At 67.4% G+C, this 18,960-nt stretch carries 16 protein-coding genes; 6 read left to right on the forward strand and 10 right to left on the reverse strand.

Features of this window, described 5'->3' with window-relative positions:
* Positions 1-292: 292 nt before the first annotated feature.
* From tyrS to NA11_RS33760, 5 genes are all read right to left on the reverse strand, one after another.
* A complete protein-coding gene (gene tyrS, locus NA11_RS33740) occupies positions 293-1,570 on the reverse strand; it encodes a tyrosine--tRNA ligase (protein WP_069166116.1) in 1,278 nt (425 codons plus the stop codon).
* Positions 1,571-1,885: 315 nt separating this feature from the next.
* Complete coding sequence (locus tag NA11_RS33745; protein WP_069166117.1) at positions 1,886-2,512, reverse strand: DNA-3-methyladenine glycosylase; 627 nt, start codon at positions 2,510-2,512, stop codon at positions 1,886-1,888.
* A gap of 51 nt (positions 2,513-2,563) precedes the next feature.
* Positions 2,564-3,712: a low temperature requirement protein A gene (locus NA11_RS33750; protein WP_069166118.1), complete on the reverse strand. Its 1,149-nt coding sequence runs from the start codon at positions 3,710-3,712 to the stop codon at positions 2,564-2,566.
* Between the two features lie 35 nt (positions 3,713-3,747).
* A complete protein-coding gene (locus NA11_RS33755) occupies positions 3,748-4,638 on the reverse strand; it encodes an RNA polymerase sigma-70 factor (RefSeq protein WP_069166119.1) in 891 nt (296 codons plus the stop codon).
* Between the two features lie 91 nt (positions 4,639-4,729).
* On the reverse strand, positions 4,730-5,899 hold the full coding sequence (locus NA11_RS33760; RefSeq protein ID WP_069166159.1) for an NAD(P)/FAD-dependent oxidoreductase: 1,170 nt from the start codon (positions 5,897-5,899) through the stop codon (positions 4,730-4,732).
* A 233-nt stretch (positions 5,900-6,132) separates the two neighbouring features.
* Here NA11_RS33760 and NA11_RS33765 point away from each other — a divergent pair, with 233 nt between their 5' ends.
* The 4 genes from NA11_RS33765 to NA11_RS33780 all read left to right on the forward strand — a co-directional run bounded on the left by NA11_RS33765 (position 6,133) and on the right by NA11_RS33780 (position 10,014).
* On the forward strand, positions 6,133-7,653 hold the full coding sequence (locus NA11_RS33765; protein WP_069166120.1) for a multicopper oxidase family protein: 1,521 nt from the start codon (positions 6,133-6,135) through the stop codon (positions 7,651-7,653).
* Positions 7,654-7,776: 123 nt separating this feature from the next.
* Positions 7,777-8,508, forward strand: a complete 732-nt coding sequence (locus tag NA11_RS33770; protein WP_069166121.1) for an ABC transporter ATP-binding protein — start codon at positions 7,777-7,779, stop codon at positions 8,506-8,508.
* A gap of 52 nt (positions 8,509-8,560) precedes the next feature.
* Positions 8,561-9,355, forward strand: coding sequence for an ABC transporter permease (locus NA11_RS33775; protein ID WP_069166122.1), 795 nt, complete (start codon positions 8,561-8,563; stop codon positions 9,353-9,355).
* The gene (locus NA11_RS33780; protein WP_069166123.1) at positions 9,352-10,014 is read left to right on the forward strand and encodes a TetR/AcrR family transcriptional regulator; all 663 of its coding nucleotides are present in this window, start codon (positions 9,352-9,354) and stop codon (positions 10,012-10,014) included. Before NA11_RS33775 ends, NA11_RS33780 begins: the two co-directional genes overlap by 4 nt.
* Before the next feature lie 45 nt (positions 10,015-10,059).
* On the opposite strand, the gene NA11_RS33785 is transcribed toward NA11_RS33780, so the two are convergent.
* The 4 genes from NA11_RS33785 to NA11_RS33800 form a co-directional block, all read right to left on the reverse strand.
* On the reverse strand, positions 10,060-10,290 hold the full coding sequence (locus tag NA11_RS33785) for a Trm112 family protein (protein ID WP_069166124.1): 231 nt from the start codon (positions 10,288-10,290) through the stop codon (positions 10,060-10,062).
* Positions 10,291-10,300: 10 nt separating this feature from the next.
* Positions 10,301-10,945 (reverse strand): GtrA family protein, encoded by a 645-nt coding sequence (locus NA11_RS33790; RefSeq protein ID WP_245746383.1) that lies wholly within the window; start codon positions 10,943-10,945, stop codon positions 10,301-10,303.
* A 141-nt stretch (positions 10,946-11,086) separates the two neighbouring features.
* Complete coding sequence (locus NA11_RS33795) at positions 11,087-13,327, reverse strand: hypothetical protein (RefSeq protein WP_069166161.1); 2,241 nt, start codon at positions 13,325-13,327, stop codon at positions 11,087-11,089.
* A gap of 15 nt (positions 13,328-13,342) precedes the next feature.
* Positions 13,343-15,502 carry a hypothetical protein gene (locus tag NA11_RS33800; protein WP_069166162.1) on the reverse strand — a complete coding sequence of 720 codons (2,160 nt, stop codon included), beginning with the start codon at positions 15,500-15,502 and terminating at the stop codon, positions 13,343-13,345.
* Positions 15,503-15,946: 444 nt separating this feature from the next.
* Between NA11_RS33800 and NA11_RS33805 the strand changes: the two genes are divergently transcribed.
* Together NA11_RS33805 and rffA are read left to right on the forward strand one after the other, a co-directional pair.
* Entirely contained in the window at positions 15,947-17,089 is a 1,143-nt protein-coding gene (locus tag NA11_RS33805; protein ID WP_069166125.1) for a glycosyltransferase, read from the forward strand.
* Entirely contained in the window at positions 17,079-18,218 is a 1,140-nt protein-coding gene (gene rffA / locus NA11_RS33810) for a dTDP-4-amino-4,6-dideoxygalactose transaminase (protein WP_069166126.1), read from the forward strand. Before NA11_RS33805 ends, rffA begins: the two co-directional genes overlap by 11 nt.
* A 110-nt stretch (positions 18,219-18,328) precedes the next feature.
* Here the strand turns inward: rffA and NA11_RS33815 are convergent, their stop codons facing one another.
* Entirely contained in the window at positions 18,329-18,928 is a 600-nt protein-coding gene (locus NA11_RS33815; protein WP_069166127.1) for a class I SAM-dependent methyltransferase, read from the reverse strand.
* Between the last annotated feature and the right edge of the window lie 32 nt (positions 18,929-18,960).

Raw genomic sequence — 18,960 nt, forward strand, 5'->3', positions numbered from 1 at the left:
CCAGCCTAACCGAACCCCTAAGCAGAGTCAAGCTCGCTCAGTCGTTCCATGTTCATGCTGGCGCCAGGCGCTCCTCGTACTACCTCGTTTCCCTGGCCTCTCACTCAGCGCTTCCGCTGGGCTTCTCGGCTCCGGGTCGGTGTCCGTGTCGCTCTGACTTGGATAAAGTTACGCGGCGGATAACGCTACGTCAAATCGGCTGTCCGCGCCGGTGTTTCCGCAGGTCAGAGACCCGCGGAAACTCCGGAACCCGGCTCGAATCACATGGATGTGACTCAAGCCACCGCGATCTTCATGCACCCGCCCGCAGAACACCGGCGAGGTTCTTCTTCCCGCGCCGCAGGACCAGCCAGCGTCCGTGCAGGTAGTCGCTCTCGGCGGGGGTCCATTCGGCATCCGAGATCCGCTCGTTGTTCACCGAAGCACCCCCTTCGTTCACCGCACGCCGGGCCGCACCGCGGCTTTCGCAGAGTCCGGTCGCGACGAGCAGGTCGACGATCGTGTCCGGCTCCCCTGCCTTCAGCTCCGCGACGGCGGCTTCCCGCAATGCGGCACCGAGCGTCGGCTCATCCAATTCACCGAGCTCGCCGCGACCGAACAGCGCCTGGCTGGCCAGCTGCACCGCGTGGGTGTTGGCCTCGCCGTGCACCAGCGTCGTCATCTCCGCCGCGAGACGACGCTGCGCCTCCCGCGCGTGCGGCCGCTCGGCCGTTGCCGATTCGAGCTCGGCCAGTTCCTCGCGCGACAGGAAGGTGAACCAGCGCAGGTACCGCACCACATCGGCATCGGCGGTATTCACGAAGTACTGGTACCAGGCGTAGGGGCTGGTCATCTCCGGATCGAGCCACAGGCTGCCGCCGCCGGTCGACTTGCCGAACTTCTTGCCGTCGGCGGAGGTCACCAGTGGAACGGTGAGCGCGTGCACCGCGGCACCGTCGACGCGCCGGTTCAGTTCGACGCCGGCGATGATGTTGCCCCACTGATCGGAGCCACCGACCTGCAGCGTGCAGCCGTGGTTGCGGCGCAACTGCAGGTAGTCGTTGGCCTGGAGCAGCATGTAGCTGAATTCGGTGTAGGAGATGCCTTCGCCGTCGAGGCGGCGCTTGATGGTGTCGCGGGCCAGCATGACGTTCACCGAGAAGTGCTTGCCGACATCGCGCAGGAAGTCGACGGCGGACAGCTGCTCGGTCCAGTCCATGTTGTTGACCAGCACCGCACCGGTCGGCGATGCGTCCAGGTCGACGAACCGCTCCAGCTGCGACCGGATCCGCTGCGCCCAATCGGCGACGGTGTCGGACGAGTTCATCGTCCGCTCGCCGACGTCACGCGGGTCGCCGATGAGTCCGGTCGCACCGCCTGCCAGCACGATCGGCCGATGACCGGCACGTTGGAACCGCTTCAGCGCCAACAGCGGGACCAGGTGTCCGGCGTGCAGGCTCGGTCCGGTCGGATCGAATCCCGCATAGAGGGTCAACCGGTCGGCGGCCAGCGCCGCGCGCAGGGCATCCAGGTCGGTGGACTGTGCAATCAGTCCGCGCCAGGTCAGTTCATCGATGATGTCGCCGCTCACGGTGTCCCATCTTTCCGCACGGTTGGTCGTGCCTCGAGTGCACCTCAGTGTCTTCGCCCGATGTCAGGCAAGTCGAGCGAATTTGGGCGGCGTTCCTACCCTGCGCCCTCGTCCACACATCGGCGATGATCTCCGGTGCCTCGCCCGGACAACCGCGACCATCTCCTGCGCATCGCCCGCACAACCACGACCATCTCCTGCGCATCGCCCGCACAACCACGACCATCTCCTGCGCATCGCCCGCACAACCGCGACGATCGCACGCACATCACACCGCGCAACGGGCGCCGATCTGCGGGCCATCGCCAAGAAACTTCAGGAGGCCTCGACGCGCGGGGCGCGTGGACTGCGCCGGTAGGTCGAGACCGCGGGCGAGGACGGCAGCCAGAATCGCCATGGCAGGTCGGCGGCGAGACTGACACCGACCCGGGGACCACTCGCGATCTCGGACGCCGGAACGGGGTCGCCGAGTTCGAGCCGGATCGGCGCTGACGGGTCGAACAGCGGAGTTCCGTAGTCGCTCAACGTGATTCCCAGCGTGCTGCCGAGATTGCCAGGGCCCTTTGCCAAGTCGGCGGCCGAGCGCGCGGCCGGTCGCCTGGCCCGTGCCTCGGCGGATCCGGCGACCACCTCACCGGATCGGATCAGCGCGGCGCTGGCGATCCCGTCCGGTCCGCTGGTCACGTTGATGCACATGTGCATGCCGTAGCTGAGGTACACGTACAGCACCCCGGCCGGGCCGAACATCACCGCGTTGCGTTTGGTCCGGCCGCGCCCGGAGTGCGACGCCGGGTCCGGCCACGGCCCGGCCGGATCGCCACCGTAGGCCTCGACTTCCACGATCCGCACGCCGACCGTTCCTGACCACAGCGTCGCCCCGAGTACGCGGCGGGCGGCGGCGGGCGGTTCGACGGCTAGCTCATCGGCACACACAGCCGCCATTGTCCAAGACAGCAGACGCAGCGAATCAACCAGCCGCTGTGGTCGCGCGGGCTACACGTACGAGCTGTGCTGTCCCGTGCGCAGCGTTGTCACATCGTCGACGATGACCGCGAGGTAGCCGACGGCGACGAGTGCGGCCAATTGCGCCCAGGCCACCCACACCACGCCGATCGGGATGGTCGCGGCGACGGCCACCGCGGCGAGCAGCCGCATCCACGGCCGGGGAAGTTTCAGGGCAGCCCGGAAGAAGAACTGCGCAACGAAGTACAGCGAAACACCGCCGGACAACGCGGTCGCGGCGGCCAGGCTGATGGATTCGTTGCCGTGCGCGATGCTCATCTGAATGCCTGCCGAGGTCATGATGATGCCGATGAGCAGCGGATACAACGCATAACCGTAGGCGAACACGGCGGGCCGAGAACGCTCACGGGCGGGCGTTGCGGCCAGCGCATGCTCGCCGCGCTCGTCGTCGAAGCCGAAGTACGCCCACCACAGCACGTAGGCGAGGCACAGTGCCAGCGACACCGTGACGATCAGTTGCGGGGTGATCTTCACCCCGGCCAGTCCGACCCCGATCGCGACGATGGACTCGCCGATCGCCACGATCACGACCAGGCCGTGCCGCTCGCAGAAGTGGCTGGCCCGCACCACGAAATCGCCGGTATCGGCCAGATATGGGCTGATCACCTGGACCGCGAAACCCAGCCCCCAGCAGGCGTATTGCAGCCAGCCGTGCGCGAATCCGCCGCCGAGCACCAGCGCGGCGGCGAGTGCGTTGTACGGCCCGATGTGTTTTATGGCGCGCCGCGCGGACTCACCGCCACCGGAGACGAAAAGCGCGGCATGCACCGCGGTCACCAGGACATAGCCGACGCCGAAGGCGATCCCGGTGCCGTGGAAGGCGTCCGGAATGGCCAGCGCGAGCACGAAGAACGAGAACATACCGATCAGCAGCCAGGTGCGCCGCGCCGAACTGTTCGGGGCCACCTCGTTGGTGAGCCACACGTATCCGCTGTACATCCACCAGATGACGCCGAACAGCAGAGCCACCTGCCCGAAGGCCTGCCAGCTCGGGTGATGGGTGAAGACGTGGGTCAGCTGGGTGATGGTGAAGACGAAGACGAGATCGAAGAACAGCTCCAGGGTCGAAGCCCGCACCTGTCCCCCGTCCGCGGACAGTTCTGCGTTCTGGTTGGTCACGGCAGGAGCCTAGAACGTCCGCGGCCGGATCCGATTCATCCCAGGATGTCGGGGTCCAGCGAGAGGCCCTTCAGCTTGTACGGGTTCACCTGGAAGCGCAGGTTCTGGATCTGGCCGTCGACGAGGTCGTAGGTGAAGGCGGCGATCGGGTTTCCGTCGATCGTCGCCAGCGCGCCGAGTTCGCCGTTGATGTGGGCGGATTCGAGCACGACGCCTGCGACGCTCGGTTTGGCGAGGACACCGAGGATCCAGCGGGCCACGTGATCGGGGCCGTACAGCGGGCGCAATGCCGCGGTGACCACGCCGCCGCCGTCGGACCACGAGGTCACGTCGGGGGCGAGCAGGTCCATCAGCGCGTTGAGGTCGCCGCCGGAGCAGGCGGCCATGAACTGCGCGGTGATGTGGTCGCGGTGGGCTTTGTCGGTGTCGAAACGCGGTCGCCGCGATTGCACGTGGGCGCGGGCGCGGTGCGCGATCTGGCGGACGGTCGGTTCGGGACGGTCCAGGGTGTCGGCGATCTCGGCATGCGAATAGCCGAACACCTCACGCAGCAGGAAGATTGCGCGCTCGATCGGGCTGAGGGTTTCCAGCACGACCAGCATCGCGGTGGAGACGGTGTCGGCCAATTCGGTCTCCTCGGCGATGTTCGGGCTGGTGAGCAGGGGTTCGGGCAGCCATGGCCCGACGTAGTTCTCGCGGGTGGCCCTGGCCGAGGTCAGTCGATTCAGCGACAGGTTGGTGACGGTACGCACCAGGTAGGACTTGGGGTGCTGCACCGTCGACTGATCGGTGTCGTTCCACTTCAACCAGGTGTCTTGGAGGATGTCCTCGGCGTCGGTGACGGTGCCGAGCATCCGGTAGGCGGTGGCGAAAAGCAGCCGACGGTGTTCGAGGAACGGATCGGGCTCAGGTGTTGGGTCGGCCATTCGTTCATGCTCCTGAATGGGCGTTGCGGGGGTGCGGGCGGGTGCCAGGGCCGATCAGGTGCCGGCCCCGGTGTCGCGGCGCCACGCTCGCCTAGCTGCGTGCGGTGGCAGGAGTGCCTGCCCTGAGTTTGACCGGGACGTTGATCCGCCTGCTCATCCGGAACGTCGGGACCGGGCTCGAGCTCACCGATTCCTTGTAGAACGTCGCGAGACGTCCGGTCAGGTACCAGCGTCCCGGAGTGTCGTCGGACTTGGTGAATTGGATGACGGCGTCGCCGCGGCCGAGGCTGACCGGCTGGTGGAAGTAGCCGAAGCGGAACGGTTTCGACTGCTTGCCGCGCAGCTGCCTGGCGATGGTGTCGGCGGTGTAGGCGGCGGTGGGCATGCCGCTCTGGCAGGTGCCGTGGAGCCGGCCCCAGGCGAAGCGGACCGCGGCGGCGTCGCCGATCGCGTGGATGTCCGGGTGCGAGACCGAACGCAGGGTCGCGTCGACGACGATCAGTCCGTTGGCGTCGGTCTCGATGCCTGCCTGCGCGGCGAGTGGTGCGACGCGGACGCCTGCGGTCCACAACGTCAGGTCTGCGGGAATCAGTTCGCCGGTGGACAATTCGACGGCGTCCGGCAGCACTTTGCTGATCCGGCCGAGCTGACGGGTGATGCCGAGGCGGTCCAGCGCGCGGTTCAGGTAGGCGCGGGCCTTGTCCCCCATCATCGCGCCTGGCGCACCGGCGCTGATCAGGGTGACGTGCAATTCCGGGTGGCTGTCGGCGATTTCGGTCGCCGCCTCGATGCCGGTCAGGCCGCCGCCGCAGACCACCACGGTGCCACCTTGCGCCGCAACGACATTCAGTCGCTCGGCGAACTGGTGCGCGAGGCGAGGGTCGTTCAGTGTCCACGCGTGGTCCGCGGCGCCTGCGACGATGCTCGTGTCGGTGCTGCTGCCGAGGGCATACACCAGCTTGTCGTACGGCAGGGTCGTCGTGTTGTCGACGACAACGTGCTTGGCCGCCGGATCGATGGAAGTGGCTGAGCCTTGGACGAATTCGATGCCGGTACCGGTCAGAATGTCGGGGATGCGGTAGTCGGCCAGCTCCTGGCCCGCGGCGATCTGATGCATGCGCAGGCGCTCGGTGAATCGCGGCGACGGATTGACGAGGGTGATGCGGACATTCCGGTTGCGGGTCCGCCTGGCCAGGCGAAGGGCGGCAAGCATGCCGGTGTAGCCGGCGCCGAGGACGACGATCCGCTGTTCGGTGTTCATCGGGTGCTCCTGTTCGGTGGTGGGGACGACCATGGGACAAACAACCCGCCTCCGACGTGACACTTGGTCGATGTGAGCTGAGTCACGTGCGCTGACCACCGCTTTCCGGAACTGCGGTCGTATTGGGCTCGATGGACCCTGGCGCGGCGGCCGGAAATCCAAGGGTCGGACCAGGGGCGAAATACGGACGCTCCCTGATGTGTCGAGGTGGGCCTGGTTTCTACCGTCGGGCGATGAACTCGGTTTCCCGGCCGCGTAGGTTGTGGCGGTTTCTCTTGATCCTCATGGCTGCGGTGGCGGTGCTCGCGCTGGCAATCGGTGGTGGCGTCACCTTGGTGTACGTGAATGCGGCCGTATCCACGGTCGGCAGTGCGGAATTCAGCAACGAACTCGCCATTCCGCCGCTGGCGCCATCGCGACTGCGGCCGGACGGGACCAGGGAGTTCGAGCTCGACATGCGTTCGGGGAGAAAGGAATTCCGAGCCGGACAGCTCACCGAGACGTGGGGATTCAACGGCGACTACCTCGGGCCGACGCTGCGAGCTCGCCGCGGCGAGCGGGTGGCGGTCACGGTGCGCAATCAGCTGCCGGAGGCATCGACGGTGCACTGGCACGGCATGCATGTGCCCGCCGCGATGGATGGTGGGCCGCACCAAATGGTGCAGGCCGGTGCCACCTGGACCCCGCAATGGACGGTGGATCAGCCCGCCGCCACGCTCTGGTACCACCCGCATCCGCACGGCGTGACCGAGCGGCATGTGCGGCGCGGCCTCGCCGGGATGTTCGTGCTCGACGACGAGGTGTCCGAATCACTGCCGCTACCCAGCAATTACGGCGTCGATGACCTCCCAGTGATCGTCCAGGACGTGAAGTTCCGTGGCGCCGAACTGGATTCGGCGCACGCGATGTTCCGCGACGTCGGCTTCCTCGGCGATCAGACCATGGTCAACGGGACGCTGACGCCATACCGCACCGTCGGCGACGAGCTGGTCCGGCTGCGATTGCTCAACGCCTCGACGGCCCGCAGCTACAACTTCGGCTTCGCCGACGAACGCAGCTTCGCCCTCATCGCCACCGACGGTGGCCTGATCGAGCGCCCTCTTACCCTCGACCGGCTGGCACTGTCGCCTGGCGAGCGCGCCGAGATCGTTGTGCGCGTCCGTCCCGGTGAGCGAACAGTGCTGCGCAGCAACAAACTCGACGCCGGACTCGACTTCTGGACCCAACGCTTCGCCGGCGGCGACGACACCTTCGACGTGCTCGAGCTTCGCGCCGCCACCGCACTGCGCCCCGCACCCGAACTCCCTGCGACGCTGGCGGTTCCGTCGACACCGGACGGCTCCGATTCGGTGCAGCAACGCCGCTTCGACATCAACCTCGCAGGCATCAACGGAAAGCCGATGTCCATGGACCGCATCGACCTCGCGGTCACCCGCGGCACCGCCGAGACCTGGATCGTGCGCAACGCCGACGGCATGCCGCACAACTTCCACATCCATGACGTCCAGTTCCGCGTCCTGACCAGGAACGGCGGCCGCCCGCCCGCCGAACTCACCGGTCCCAAGGACACGGTCTTTCTCCCACCCAACGCCACCGTCGAATTGGCGATGCGCTTCGACGGACCCGCCGACCCGAATATCCCGTACATGTACCACTGCCACCTGCTCTGGCACGAAGACCTCGGCATGATGGGCCAATTCGTCGTCGTCGAGCCCGGCGGTGCACCAGGGGTCCCGCCCAGCCACGGTCACTGATCCCCGACGCGCCCCACAACGCACCCGGACACGCGATGTCGGTCAATCGACTCTTGCCTAGTCAGGCCGTTGGAGCTAAATTCATCACACAGTGAATTCAACACTCGATGAATTGAGGCGACTATGTCGCAAGCCAGGTCAGGGAACGCTGTGGAGGTTGCGCACCTCACGGTGCGGCGTGGCGGCCGCGAGGTCCTGCACGATGTGTCGTTGACGATTCCGCAGGGATCGATCACCGGACTACTCGGCCCGTCGGGGTGCGGGAAGACGACGTTGATGCGCAGCATCGTGGGGACCCAGATTGTTGCGGGCGGGGAGGTCTCGGCGCTGGGGCGGCCCGCGGGGTCGGCGGAGTTGCGGCACCGGATCGGGTACGTAACGCAGGCACCGAGCATTTACAACGACATCAGCGTGTACGAGAACGTGGCGTACTACGCGGCGCTCTATGGGCGCGACCGGGCGGCCACCGAAGAGGCGATCAACGCGGTCGGCTTGATGGAGTACGCGACTCAGCGCGGAGACGAGCTCTCGGGTGGGCAGAAGACACGGGCCTCGTTGGCGTGTGCGCTGGTTGCTCAACCCGAGTTGCTGATACTCGACGAACCGACCGTGGGGCTGGATCCGGTGCTGCGCGTCGACCTCTGGCAGAAGTTCCGTGAGTTGGCGGCAGCGGGAACCACTTTGGTGGTGTCCAGTCACGTGATGGACGAGGCCGAGCACTGCGACCGGCTGCTGCTGATGCGCGACGGCCGTCTGCTCGCCCAGTTGAGTCCGGACGAATTGCGCACCGAGACAGGCGAACAGAACCTCGAGCATGCCTTCCTCGCGCTGATCACCAAGGGGCAGGCGGCATGATTGCCCGCCGACCAGCACACGTAGCGACATCATCGAACACCAGGCAGGAAACATGACCACCACTCTCGAGCTCGCGCCCCGCCGGACTCCGACGCTGCGCCCGTACCTCGCCACGACCTCGCGCATTCTGCGCCAGCTCCGCAACGACCGTCGCACCGTCGCGATGATCGTTGTGGTGCCCGCGCTGCTGATGACGTTGCTGTACTTCATCTATCAGGACACGCCGACGAACCCGCTCAACCCGGTCTCGCTGTTCGATCGGGTCGGCATCACCATGCTCGGCATCCTGCCGTTCATCGTGATGTTCCTGATCACCGCGATCGCGATGCAGCGCGAACGCACCTCGGGCACCTTGGAGCGGCTGCTCACCACGCCGCTGGCAAAGCTCGATCTGCTGGGCGGCTATGGAACCGCGTTCTCGGTGGCCGCGGCCGCGCAGGCGGCGGTAGCGTTCCTCGTATCGTTCGGCCTGCTCGGTCTCGATGCGGCGGGGAGTCCCGGATGGGTGGTGTTGATCGCTATGGTCGATGCCGTGTGTGGTGTGGCTTTGGGTCTGCTGGCGAGCGCGTTCGCGCGCACCGAATTTCAGGCGGTTCAGTTCATGCCGGTGGTGGTGGCGCCGCAGATCTTCCTGTGCGGCTTGCTCGTTCCGCGTGGGCAACTACCCGGCTGGCTGGAAGGGATCAGCAACGTGATGCCGCTGAGCTATGCGGTCGATGCGCTGCAAGAAGTTTCGGTGCATCCGCATGCGACCGGCAGGATGTGGCTCGACTTGGCGGTGGTCGCCGGATTCACTGTCGTTGCCTTGTGCCTCGGCGCCGCGACACTACGGCGGCGCACTCAGTGACGGAAGCCAATGGCGCCGAGGACCGCACCGGACGCACCGGACGCAGGCCGGGGCAGTCCGGTGCGCGCGAGGCGATTCTGCAGGCGGCGCGGATTCGGTTCTCGGAGGGCGGATTCGACAAAACGTCCATCCGCGCGATCGCCGGCGACGCGGGCGTGGACCCGGCGCTGGTCCATCACTACTTCGGGAACAAACAGAAATTGTTCGGCGCGGTGGTCCAGCTGCCGGTGGATCCGGAGGTCGCGCTGGTCCCTGTCAACGAGGCGCCGTTGGATCAGCTCGGTGAGCACATCCTCCGGACCGTCCTCACCGTGTGGGACTCCCCCGCGGGCCCCGGCATCGTCGCGATGGTCCGCAGCATCATTTCGGGCGCGGATGTCGCCTTGGCGCGCACCTTCATTCTCGAGGTCGTCCTCGAACGGGTTCGCCTGCGCATCGCCACCCCCGAGGACGACGGCCGTTTCCGGGTCTCGCTCGTCGCCACTCAAATGATGGGCGTCCTGATGAGCAGGAAGCTCATCGAATTGGAACCGATCGCCTCGACACCCATCGATGACATCGTCACCGCCGTAGCCCCCACCATTCAGCGCTACCTGACCGGCGAAATAGGTCCTCCCCCAACCAAACCCGCCCCGGCTCGCAAGTCCCGGCGGACCTGACCACCACCCGCCGCCCGTTCGACGCTGGATCAACGGCGGAGGCGCTCAGTTTTCGACGGGCTGCTCGATGAAGTCGGCGTGTTCGGCGTCGGTGACGTCGCGGGCCTCATCGATGAGCAGGACGGGGATGCCGTTGTCGATGGGGTATGCGCGGCGCAGGCGCGGGTTGTAGAGGACGGTGCCCTCGGTGGCGCGGACCAGCAGCAGCGGGCCCTTGTCCTGGGGGCAGGCCAGCAGGCTCAACAGCGTGGCGTCCAAGGTGGTGTGCTCCGGCATGACCGAAAACCTACCCGACGGCGTCGTCCGCTTCGACCGCCGGTCGCCGCCGGAACGAGATGTGGCGGTGGCCGAAGTAGCTGGCGACGGCGACCAGGCCCATCACCACGACCGCCGCGGGCTTGTCGGGGAAGTGCCAGACCGAGACGGCCAGCTCGAGCAGCAGCATATTCAGCAGCAGCCCACCGGAATTGACGGCGACGAACCGCAGGAAGTCCCGGATCAGATGGCCGCGCACCCGGAACACCAGGGTCCGGTGCAGCACGAACGCGACAACGATGCTGACCGCGTAGGCGGCGGCCACCGCGACCGACGGCGGCACGTTGTCGCCGAGCACCGCCAACCAGACCACGGTCATGCCGATGCCCATCGCGGTGTTGAAGGCGCCGACCCCCGCGAACGCGACCTCCTGCCGACGCACGAGACGCAACAGCGGTCCGGCTTTGGCGGGCTCGACCGCGCCGAGCGCACCGACTCCGCCGCTCATCGCATCGCCGGTCACGGCGAGCCGACCTGGGCCGTCCGGCGTCTGCCGGGCTGCGCCCTCCGCGCTCGGACTCGACCCGTTCGAGTCACCCGACGCCCGCATGGCACGCACCACTACCGCCTCATCGCCACCCGCGGACACCTTGCCGCGGTCATCGTCGTAATCCACTAGGCGCCCACCTCCAGTCGCGCCAGGCACTCTATCGCCCTCACCGTCCAGCGCAACGCCGGGCGCACCGATAAGCCCACACTCGACGCCCTCGCGCGAGGCCGCCGATCGAGCACCCGACCCCGCGCAACACATCCCACGTCAGCGGGTCGAGTCCACCAGGTCGGGTTGGGGGGTTGGGGGTTCGGTTGTTTCGGTGGGGTTGGGGTTTTCGGCATCGCGGCGGCGACTTCGGATGTAGGCCCACTGGAGGACGCCGGCGCCGAGGAGGCCGAGGAGGGCGGCGGCGACGCCGAGTTGCCAGCCGGGTGGGCGCCAGCTCACTTGCAGGTCGCCGTCCTTTGTGCCTGCCGGGATGTCTACTGCGAGGAAGGTTTTCGCGATCAGGCGGGTGGGGATTTCGCGGCCGTCGAGGGTCGCGTGGTAGCCGGGCCAGCCGAGGCGGGCGAAGACGACGGGTCCGCCGGTTTCCGAGGTGACGCGCACCCGGCTGGTCAGGTCGGATTCGCTGACCGAGGTCGCGGTGCCGCCCGCCACGTCGGCGACCCGCCCGTTGCGGGTCGAGGCGAGTCCGTCGACGCGTTCGAGCACCGAGATGTACTGCTCGTGTCCCGGGTAGTCGACCCACTTCCAGCCGTCGGGTGCGGGCTGCTCGCGTGCATCGGGGTACAGCGCGCGGTGCAGCACGACCCGGTCGACCTTCATCAGGTCGACGATGGTCCGGCCGGTGGACGGTTCGACCGCGAACGCCCTGCGGTACGCGTCCGGGCACACGCTGGTGTCCCACAGCATGCACAGCGTCTCGCCGAACCAGAAGTGACCGTTTGGCGTGTAACCGCTGACGTAGGTCAGCTCGAGGTCCTTGGCGTAGTTGCCGAAAACGAGCGAGCCGTACGCGCCGCGCAAGTTCCTCTCGTCGTGCGGAATCCGTCCTCGATCAGCGAGTTGCAGTGTGGTGCCTGGGAAGTCGGGGAAGGCCGCCTTCATCTCGGAGCGGTTGGTCGGCAGGTTCCAGCCCATCGGGGTCGGCTGCGCGGCATGCACCTGGACGTAGGCGATCGGGAAAACAGCGACGAGCGTGAGCACGCAGGCCGCGACCGTCCCCCTGGTCCGCCCGAGCCACACCACCGCGGCCCCGAGCGCGGCCACCGCGAGCGCCGCGACCACATGCCAGCCCAGCTCGCGCGGAGCCGCAGAGAACGACCGCACGAACAGCAGCCCGATCAGCACGCCCGCCGCGATGCCGCGCCGCCGCCATCCGTCGAAGGTGGCGAACCGGCCGAGCAGCACACACACCAACACCAGCAGCCCGAGCGCCACCATCGGCAGCACGCGGGCAGGCCAGCGCAGCGGCCCGATCGCGCCGGGCCCCGCGGTCCACATCAACGCCATGATCGCGAACAACGCGATCGCAGTGAATTCCCGCCAGCTTTCCCGCGCCTTGCGCCAGTCGATGAACGCCAGCGCCGGGATCAGGAACCAGGCGATGTACACCACCGGCATCGGCTGCACGTACCCCCACCACGAGTTGTACGCGGGCAACGTGCTCGGCAGGCTGGCGTTGAGCGACTCCGACCACGGCACGGTCAGGAACTGATCGTTGTTGATCTGCGCGGTGCCGCGCCAGGTCACCTTCGCCGACAGCATGCTCGGCAGATAGGTGGCCAGCCCGGCGGCCGCAGCGCACGCGGCCGCGGCGAGCAGCCGCAGCGACGGCGCCCATTTGCGTTGGTAGACAACCTCACCGACCGCCACCGCGCCGATCATCAACCCGGCTTCGACCGCGGGAAAGATGTATTGCACGGAGATGGCCAGGTACAGGAACACGACCGTCGGAATCGGTCCACTGCGTCCCCGCGCATACCGCACTCCGGAGGCCCACGCGTGCGCCAGCCACGCGGTGCCGACGAACGCGGTGTACCAACTGGCCTCGTCGAAGAACAGCAGCCAGCCGGTGAACGGAATCGAGATGCCCGCGACCGCGGCCCACGGCGCCTTGGACCCGTATTCCAAGCAGATCCGGTACACGCCGAGCCCGAGGACGACCGCGAAGATCAGCTTCACCACGGTGGCGTAGAGCGCGACGTTGTCCACCGAGGGCGCGATCAGATCGATCAGCAGCTGCGGCGGGTTCAGCAGGCCCGCTTCCTCGATGGTGTAGTTGCCCGCCATCCAGTGCTCGGGGACCATCGACGGGAATTGCCCGTTGCGCAGTCGATTTCCGAGCATCACCCACAACGGCGCGTACTGCGATTCGGTGTCGTCGGTGTAGAAATGCCGCACGTTGGCCAGCAGGACGGCACCGTACCCGGCGATCACGCCGAGCGCGGTGACGAGGCCCCACGTGTACACATCCCGCCGGGCGAGGGCGTTGCTTTCCACCACGAGTTCCAGACCCTACAGTGCCGACGCCTGCGCTTGGGTATGCCGCCGCGACCGCACGTACAGCCACTGCAGCACACCGACGCCGAGCACACCGAGCGCCAGCGCGCCGATACCGATCTTCCAACCGGGCGGACGCCAGGTGAGCACCAGCTCGGCATTCTGGGTTCCGGCCGGAACATCCACCGCGACAAACGATTTCGCCACCGTGGTGATCGGAATCTGCTTGCCGTCCAAGGTCACCCGATAGCCGGGCCAGCCGAGGCGGGCGAACACCACCTTGCCGCCTGCCTGCGAGCTGACCCGCACCCGACTGGTGGTGTCGGTCTCCGAAATCGACTCCGCCGTCACGTTCTTGGCGTCCGCGACCCGGCCGTTGACCGTAGAGATCGGGCCGTCGATTCGTTCGAGCACCGAGATGTAGCGCTCGTGGCCCGGGTAGTCCACCCACTTCCAGCCCTCCGGCGCAGGCTGCTGCCGCGCGTCCGGGAACAGGGCGCGTTGCAGCACAACCCGATCCAGCTTCATCAGATCGACCAGCGTGCGCTTGGTGGTCTGCTCCGGTGCGAACATCCGCCGGAGCGCATCGGGGCAGACGCTGCTGTCCCAGCGCATGCACAGCAGCTCACCGAAGTAGAAGTGGCCGGTCGGCGTGTAGCCGTTGACGTAGCTCAACTCCAGCGACTTGGCGTAGTTGCCGAAAACCAGGGAGCCGTAGGCGCCGTCGAGGCTCTTGTCCCCCGGCTGCAGCAGGCCGCGCTCGGCGAGTTGCAATGTGGTGCCGGGGAAGTCGGGGAACGCGGCTTGTGCGTCGGAGCGGTTGGTCGGCAGGTTCCAGGTCATCGGCGTCGGCTGTGCGGCCCGCACCTGGAAGAACGCGATCGGGAACATCGCGACGATGACGAGCACACACGCCAGCGCGACACCCTTGGTGCGATCCAGCCACACCACCGCGGCCCCGAGCGCGGCAACCACGGCAACCGCGAGCAGATGCCAGACCACCTGATGCGGATCGGCGGAGAACGTCCGCACCAGCAGCAGCAGGAGCAGCACGCCCGCGGCGATGCTTCGAGTCTTCAGATCCTTCGTCGTCGCGTACCGCCCGAGCAGCACGCACACCAGGACGAGCAGCGCGATCGCCAGCATCGGCAGCACCCGGACCGGCCAACGCAGCGGTCCGATGGTGCCGGGCCCGGCCGACCACATCAGCATGATGACCCCGAAGATCACCACCCCGGAAAGCTCGCGCCAGAACTCCTTGGCACGGCCCCAGTCGATGAACGCCAGCGCGGGAACGAGGAACCACGCGATATACGTGACCGGCATCGGCTGCACGTACCCCCACCAGGAGGTGAACGCAGGCATCGAGCTCGGCAGGCTGGCATTCAGCGATTCCGACCACGGCACCGTGAGGAACTGGTCGTTGATGATCTCCATGGTGCCGCGCCAGGTCACCTTGGCCGAGAGCATGCTCGGCAGGAAGGTCAGCAGACCCGCGAGTCCGGCACACCCGCCGACGATGGCCAGCCGCAGCACCGGCAGCCATTTGCGTTGCCGGACAAGCTCACTCACCGCCACCGCGAGCAGCATCAGCGCAGCCTCGACCGCAGGGAAGATGTACTGCGTCGAGATGGTCAGATACAGATAGACGAAGACCGGGATCGGCCCGCCCTGCCCACGCGTGTACCGCACCGACGACGCCCACGCGTGCACCATCCAGGCGGTGCCGGTGAGCGCCGTAAACCAGCTGGCTTCGTCGAAGAACAGGAAGAAACCCGACAGCGGGAACGCGACACCCGCCACCGCCGACCAGGCGGGCCGCCCGCCGTAGGCGAGGCAGATGCGGTAGACGCCGAGCGCGGCGATGATCGCGAAGACCAGCTTGACCACGGTGGCGTACAGCGCCATGTTGTCGACGGACGGCGCGATCAGATCGATCAGCAGCTGCGGCGGGTTGAACAGGCCCGCGTCGTCCATCGTGTTGTTGCCCGACATCCACCGTTCGGGGACGAGCACCGGGAAGGTGCCGTCGCGCAGGGCGCGGCCGAGGCCGATCCACAGTCCGGTGTACTGGGATTCGGTGTCGTCGGTGTAGAAGTGCCTGGCGTTGGCGAGCAGGACCGCAAGGTAGCCGACGAGCACGCCGAGCGCGGTGATCGCGCCCCAGCGGTAGATCTCGCGGCGGGAGGTGCCGTCGTCCGATCCGGTGGTGGTCTCGGCCGCGGCGACGGCACTCGGATCGGTAGCAGCGTGAGCGGCCGACTCGGCAGTGGTTCCGTTCGCACCAGCGGTCACGGCCGCCCCGGTGGCGACCTCCCCTGCGGTGGTCGTGACCTCGGCGGACCCCGGGTGCGTCACCCTCGACACTGCACTTTCCGTCACGAGTTCAGAACCCTACACAGCGGTGTGCTGCTTGGCATCCGGCCGCCGCCGCGATCATGATGGGGGGATGTACGGCGGCGGCGGTAGCTCGCGTAACCATAGGGGGACCTGCGGACTCGGTGTGGGTTCCTGCCCCGAATTCCGAAACCCGCACCATGCTAGAGTTCTGCACGGCTCGGGCTCTGCTGTTCCGCGGGGCATACCGGCACGCACCGTCATCGAAAGTCGATCCAGCTGATGCCGATTCCCACCACCCGTACGCCGAGCACGGACGCCGCGCCGCTCGGCCACTCGCCCCGGCCACAGGGCATATCCGTGGTCGTCCCCATCTATCGGGGCGAGGACACCATCGGCGGACTGGTCGCCGAGCTGCATCAGCTCACCAGCCCCACCACGACGCCGGGCGGCGCCACCTTCCAGATCAACGAGATCATCCTCGTGCACGACCGCGGACCGGACCAGTCCGACGTGGTCATGCAGGAGCTGGAGCAGGCCTACCCCGAGGTGCGCACCATCTGGCTGAGCCGCAACTTCGGGCAGGACGCGGCGACCATCGCGGGCATGTCGGCGGCGGGCGGCGACTGGATCGTCACGATGGACGAGGACGGCCAGCACGATCCCCGCTTCATCGCCGACTTCCTGGACGCGGCGCTGGCCGAGCGCGCCGAACTGGTCTATTCGAAGCCGACCAACACCAGGCCGCACGGCTTCCTGCGCAACCTCACCTCGCGCGGTGCGAAGCTGGTGCTCGCGACGCTGTTCGCGTTCCCCGACTCCACCCGCTTCGAAAGCTTCCGGCTGATCCGCGGCGCCATCGGTCGTCAGCTGGCCGAGGTCGCGTCCAACGGCGTCTACCTCGATGTCGCGCTCACCTGGGTGGTCGGCAATGTCGCGCAGGTGCCGGTGGTGTTGCGCGCCGAGGGCCGTGAGGAATCCGGCTACAACTACCGTCGCCTCTTCTCGCTGTTCTGGAAGATGGTGCTGTGCAGCGGAACTCGCGGCCTGCGGTTGGTGAGCATGCTCGGTGTCACGCTCGGGCTCGGTGGCGGCGTGATGGCCGCCGTCATCGTGTACGAGGCGCTCACCACCGATAATTGGGCGCCAGAGGGCTGGGCCTCGATGATCGTCGTGCTGCTGCTCGTCTCCGGCGCGATCCTGTTCTCGCTCGGCCTCATCGCCGAATACCTCGGGGTGGCTTTGCATATCCTCGTCGGCAAGCCGCTGTACCTCACCGTCGATTCACCGACGCCGCGCCCGGCCGACCGACAAGCGGTGCCGCTCGCGAACGGCACGGCGGACCACGCCGCCAACGGCACCGCGGACACGCGCCATTTAGCAACGACCACATCGAACAGAGGAAACGACCGGGTTGAGCACTGACCGCGTCATTTTCAGCCGCCCCTACCGGGCCCGCCGCGAACTGCCCAACCTCGAGGCCGTCCTCCGTTCCGACCACAGCCACGGCGACGGACAGTTCACCGCGTCCGCCACCGAGAAGCTGAAGGCGATCACCGACGCACCGCACGCATTGCTGACCACCTCGTGCACCTCCGCGCTCGAAATGGCCGGGCTGCTGCTGGAATTGGGGCCCGACGACGAAGTGATCGTGCCGAGCTTCGCGTTCACCTCGACCGCGACCGCGATGGCACTGCGTGGCGCCACCTGCGTCTTCGCCGATATCGACCCGGCCACCGGCAATCTCGACCCCGAGTCGGTGGCGGCCGTCGTCACCGAACGCACCAAAGCCGTCGTGGTCATCCACTACGGCGGCGTCGGCGCCGACATGGACCGGCTGCTGGAACTGGCGGGCACGCACGGCTTCGCGATCGTCGAGGACAACGCGCACGGTCTCGGTGGCCGCTACCGCGGGCGCGCGCTCGGCACCCTCGGTTCGCTCGGCACGCTCAGCTTCCACGACACCAAGAACGTGCACTGCGGCGAGGGCGGCGCACTGCTGCTCACCGACGAGATCCTGATGGCGCGCGCCGAGATCATCCGGGAGAAGGGCACCGACCGCGCCCGATTCCTGCGCGGCGCGGTGGACAAGTACTCCTGGCAGGACATCGGCTCCAGCTATCTGCCGAGCGAGTTGAACGCGGCGGTGCTCGACGCGCAGCTCGACGAATTCGACACGATCCAGGCCGCACGGCACCGGGTGTGGGACGCCTACGCCGCCGCACTGCCGGAGTGGGCCGCCCGCAACGACGTTCGGCTGATGACCGTGCCCGACGACCGCGAGCACACCGCGCACCTGTACTACCTGCGCACCCCCACCGAAGAGCGCCGCGACGACCTGATCGCGCACCTGCGCGCGCTCGGCATCTCCGCACCGTTCCACTACATCCCGTTGGACTCCAGCCCGGCAGGGCTCAAGCTGGGCCGCACCCCGATGCCCTGCGTGCGCAGTGCGGAGTTCTCCGCGACGGTGGTGCGCCTGCCGCTGTGGCCGGACCTCACCGACGACCAGGTCGGCCGAGTCGTCGAGGCGATCACCGACTTCACGGTGTAATTGTCGGCCCCACCCGCCGGGGCCACAGAGGATCCAGACCCCTCACAACGACTACAACTGTTGTGGAACGCGCCGAAACTCTGTGCGCACCACCTCTGCTCGGCGTGTCCTCAGGCGCTGAGGACGTAGAGCTTCTCGCGGCCACCGGCGATCAACGACTGCCGGACCACGCGGGGCGCGTAGGCGCGGAAGAACTCGTCGAGCGTCTCCTCGGTGAACCGGTGGGCTTGGACACCGTCGCCCGCCGCGGTGAAGCGCTGGCCGAGGGCGGCGAGCACGCGGTTCTGGCTGCTCGCCACGTTGCGCACCGGTTCGGCGATGATCACCTGCTTGCGCGCGGCGGCGAGCATCCGATCGATGACCGGTCCCGGCTCGGGCAAGAAGTGGTAGAGGCTGGCCTGCATCACCAGGTAGTCGGCCTCGGGCAGCGGGATGTCGGCGTGCAGGTTCCACACCTCACCACGCCCGCCTGCCTTGCCGATCTTGGCGACGAAGCCGTCGTTGCGATCGAGACCCGTGTAGTCGACCGACTTGTGCCGCAGGTAGCGGGTGTACAACGTCGCAGGACCGCAGCACAGATCGACCACACTGGCGCCCTCCGGCACGAGCTCCTCGACGGCGCGGTACCGAGCCGAGTAGTACCGGCCGTACAGCGCACGCATCAGCAGCTCATACACGGTGGCGTTGCGGTAGATAAGGCTTGTTCGCACCAAGTACCCCTGAACGGAAATCGGACAGCAAC

The sequence above is a fragment of the Nocardia altamirensis NBRC 108246 genome, from assembly GCF_001612685.1.
Classification (GTDB): Bacteria; Actinomycetota; Actinomycetes; order Mycobacteriales; family Mycobacteriaceae; genus Nocardia; species Nocardia altamirensis.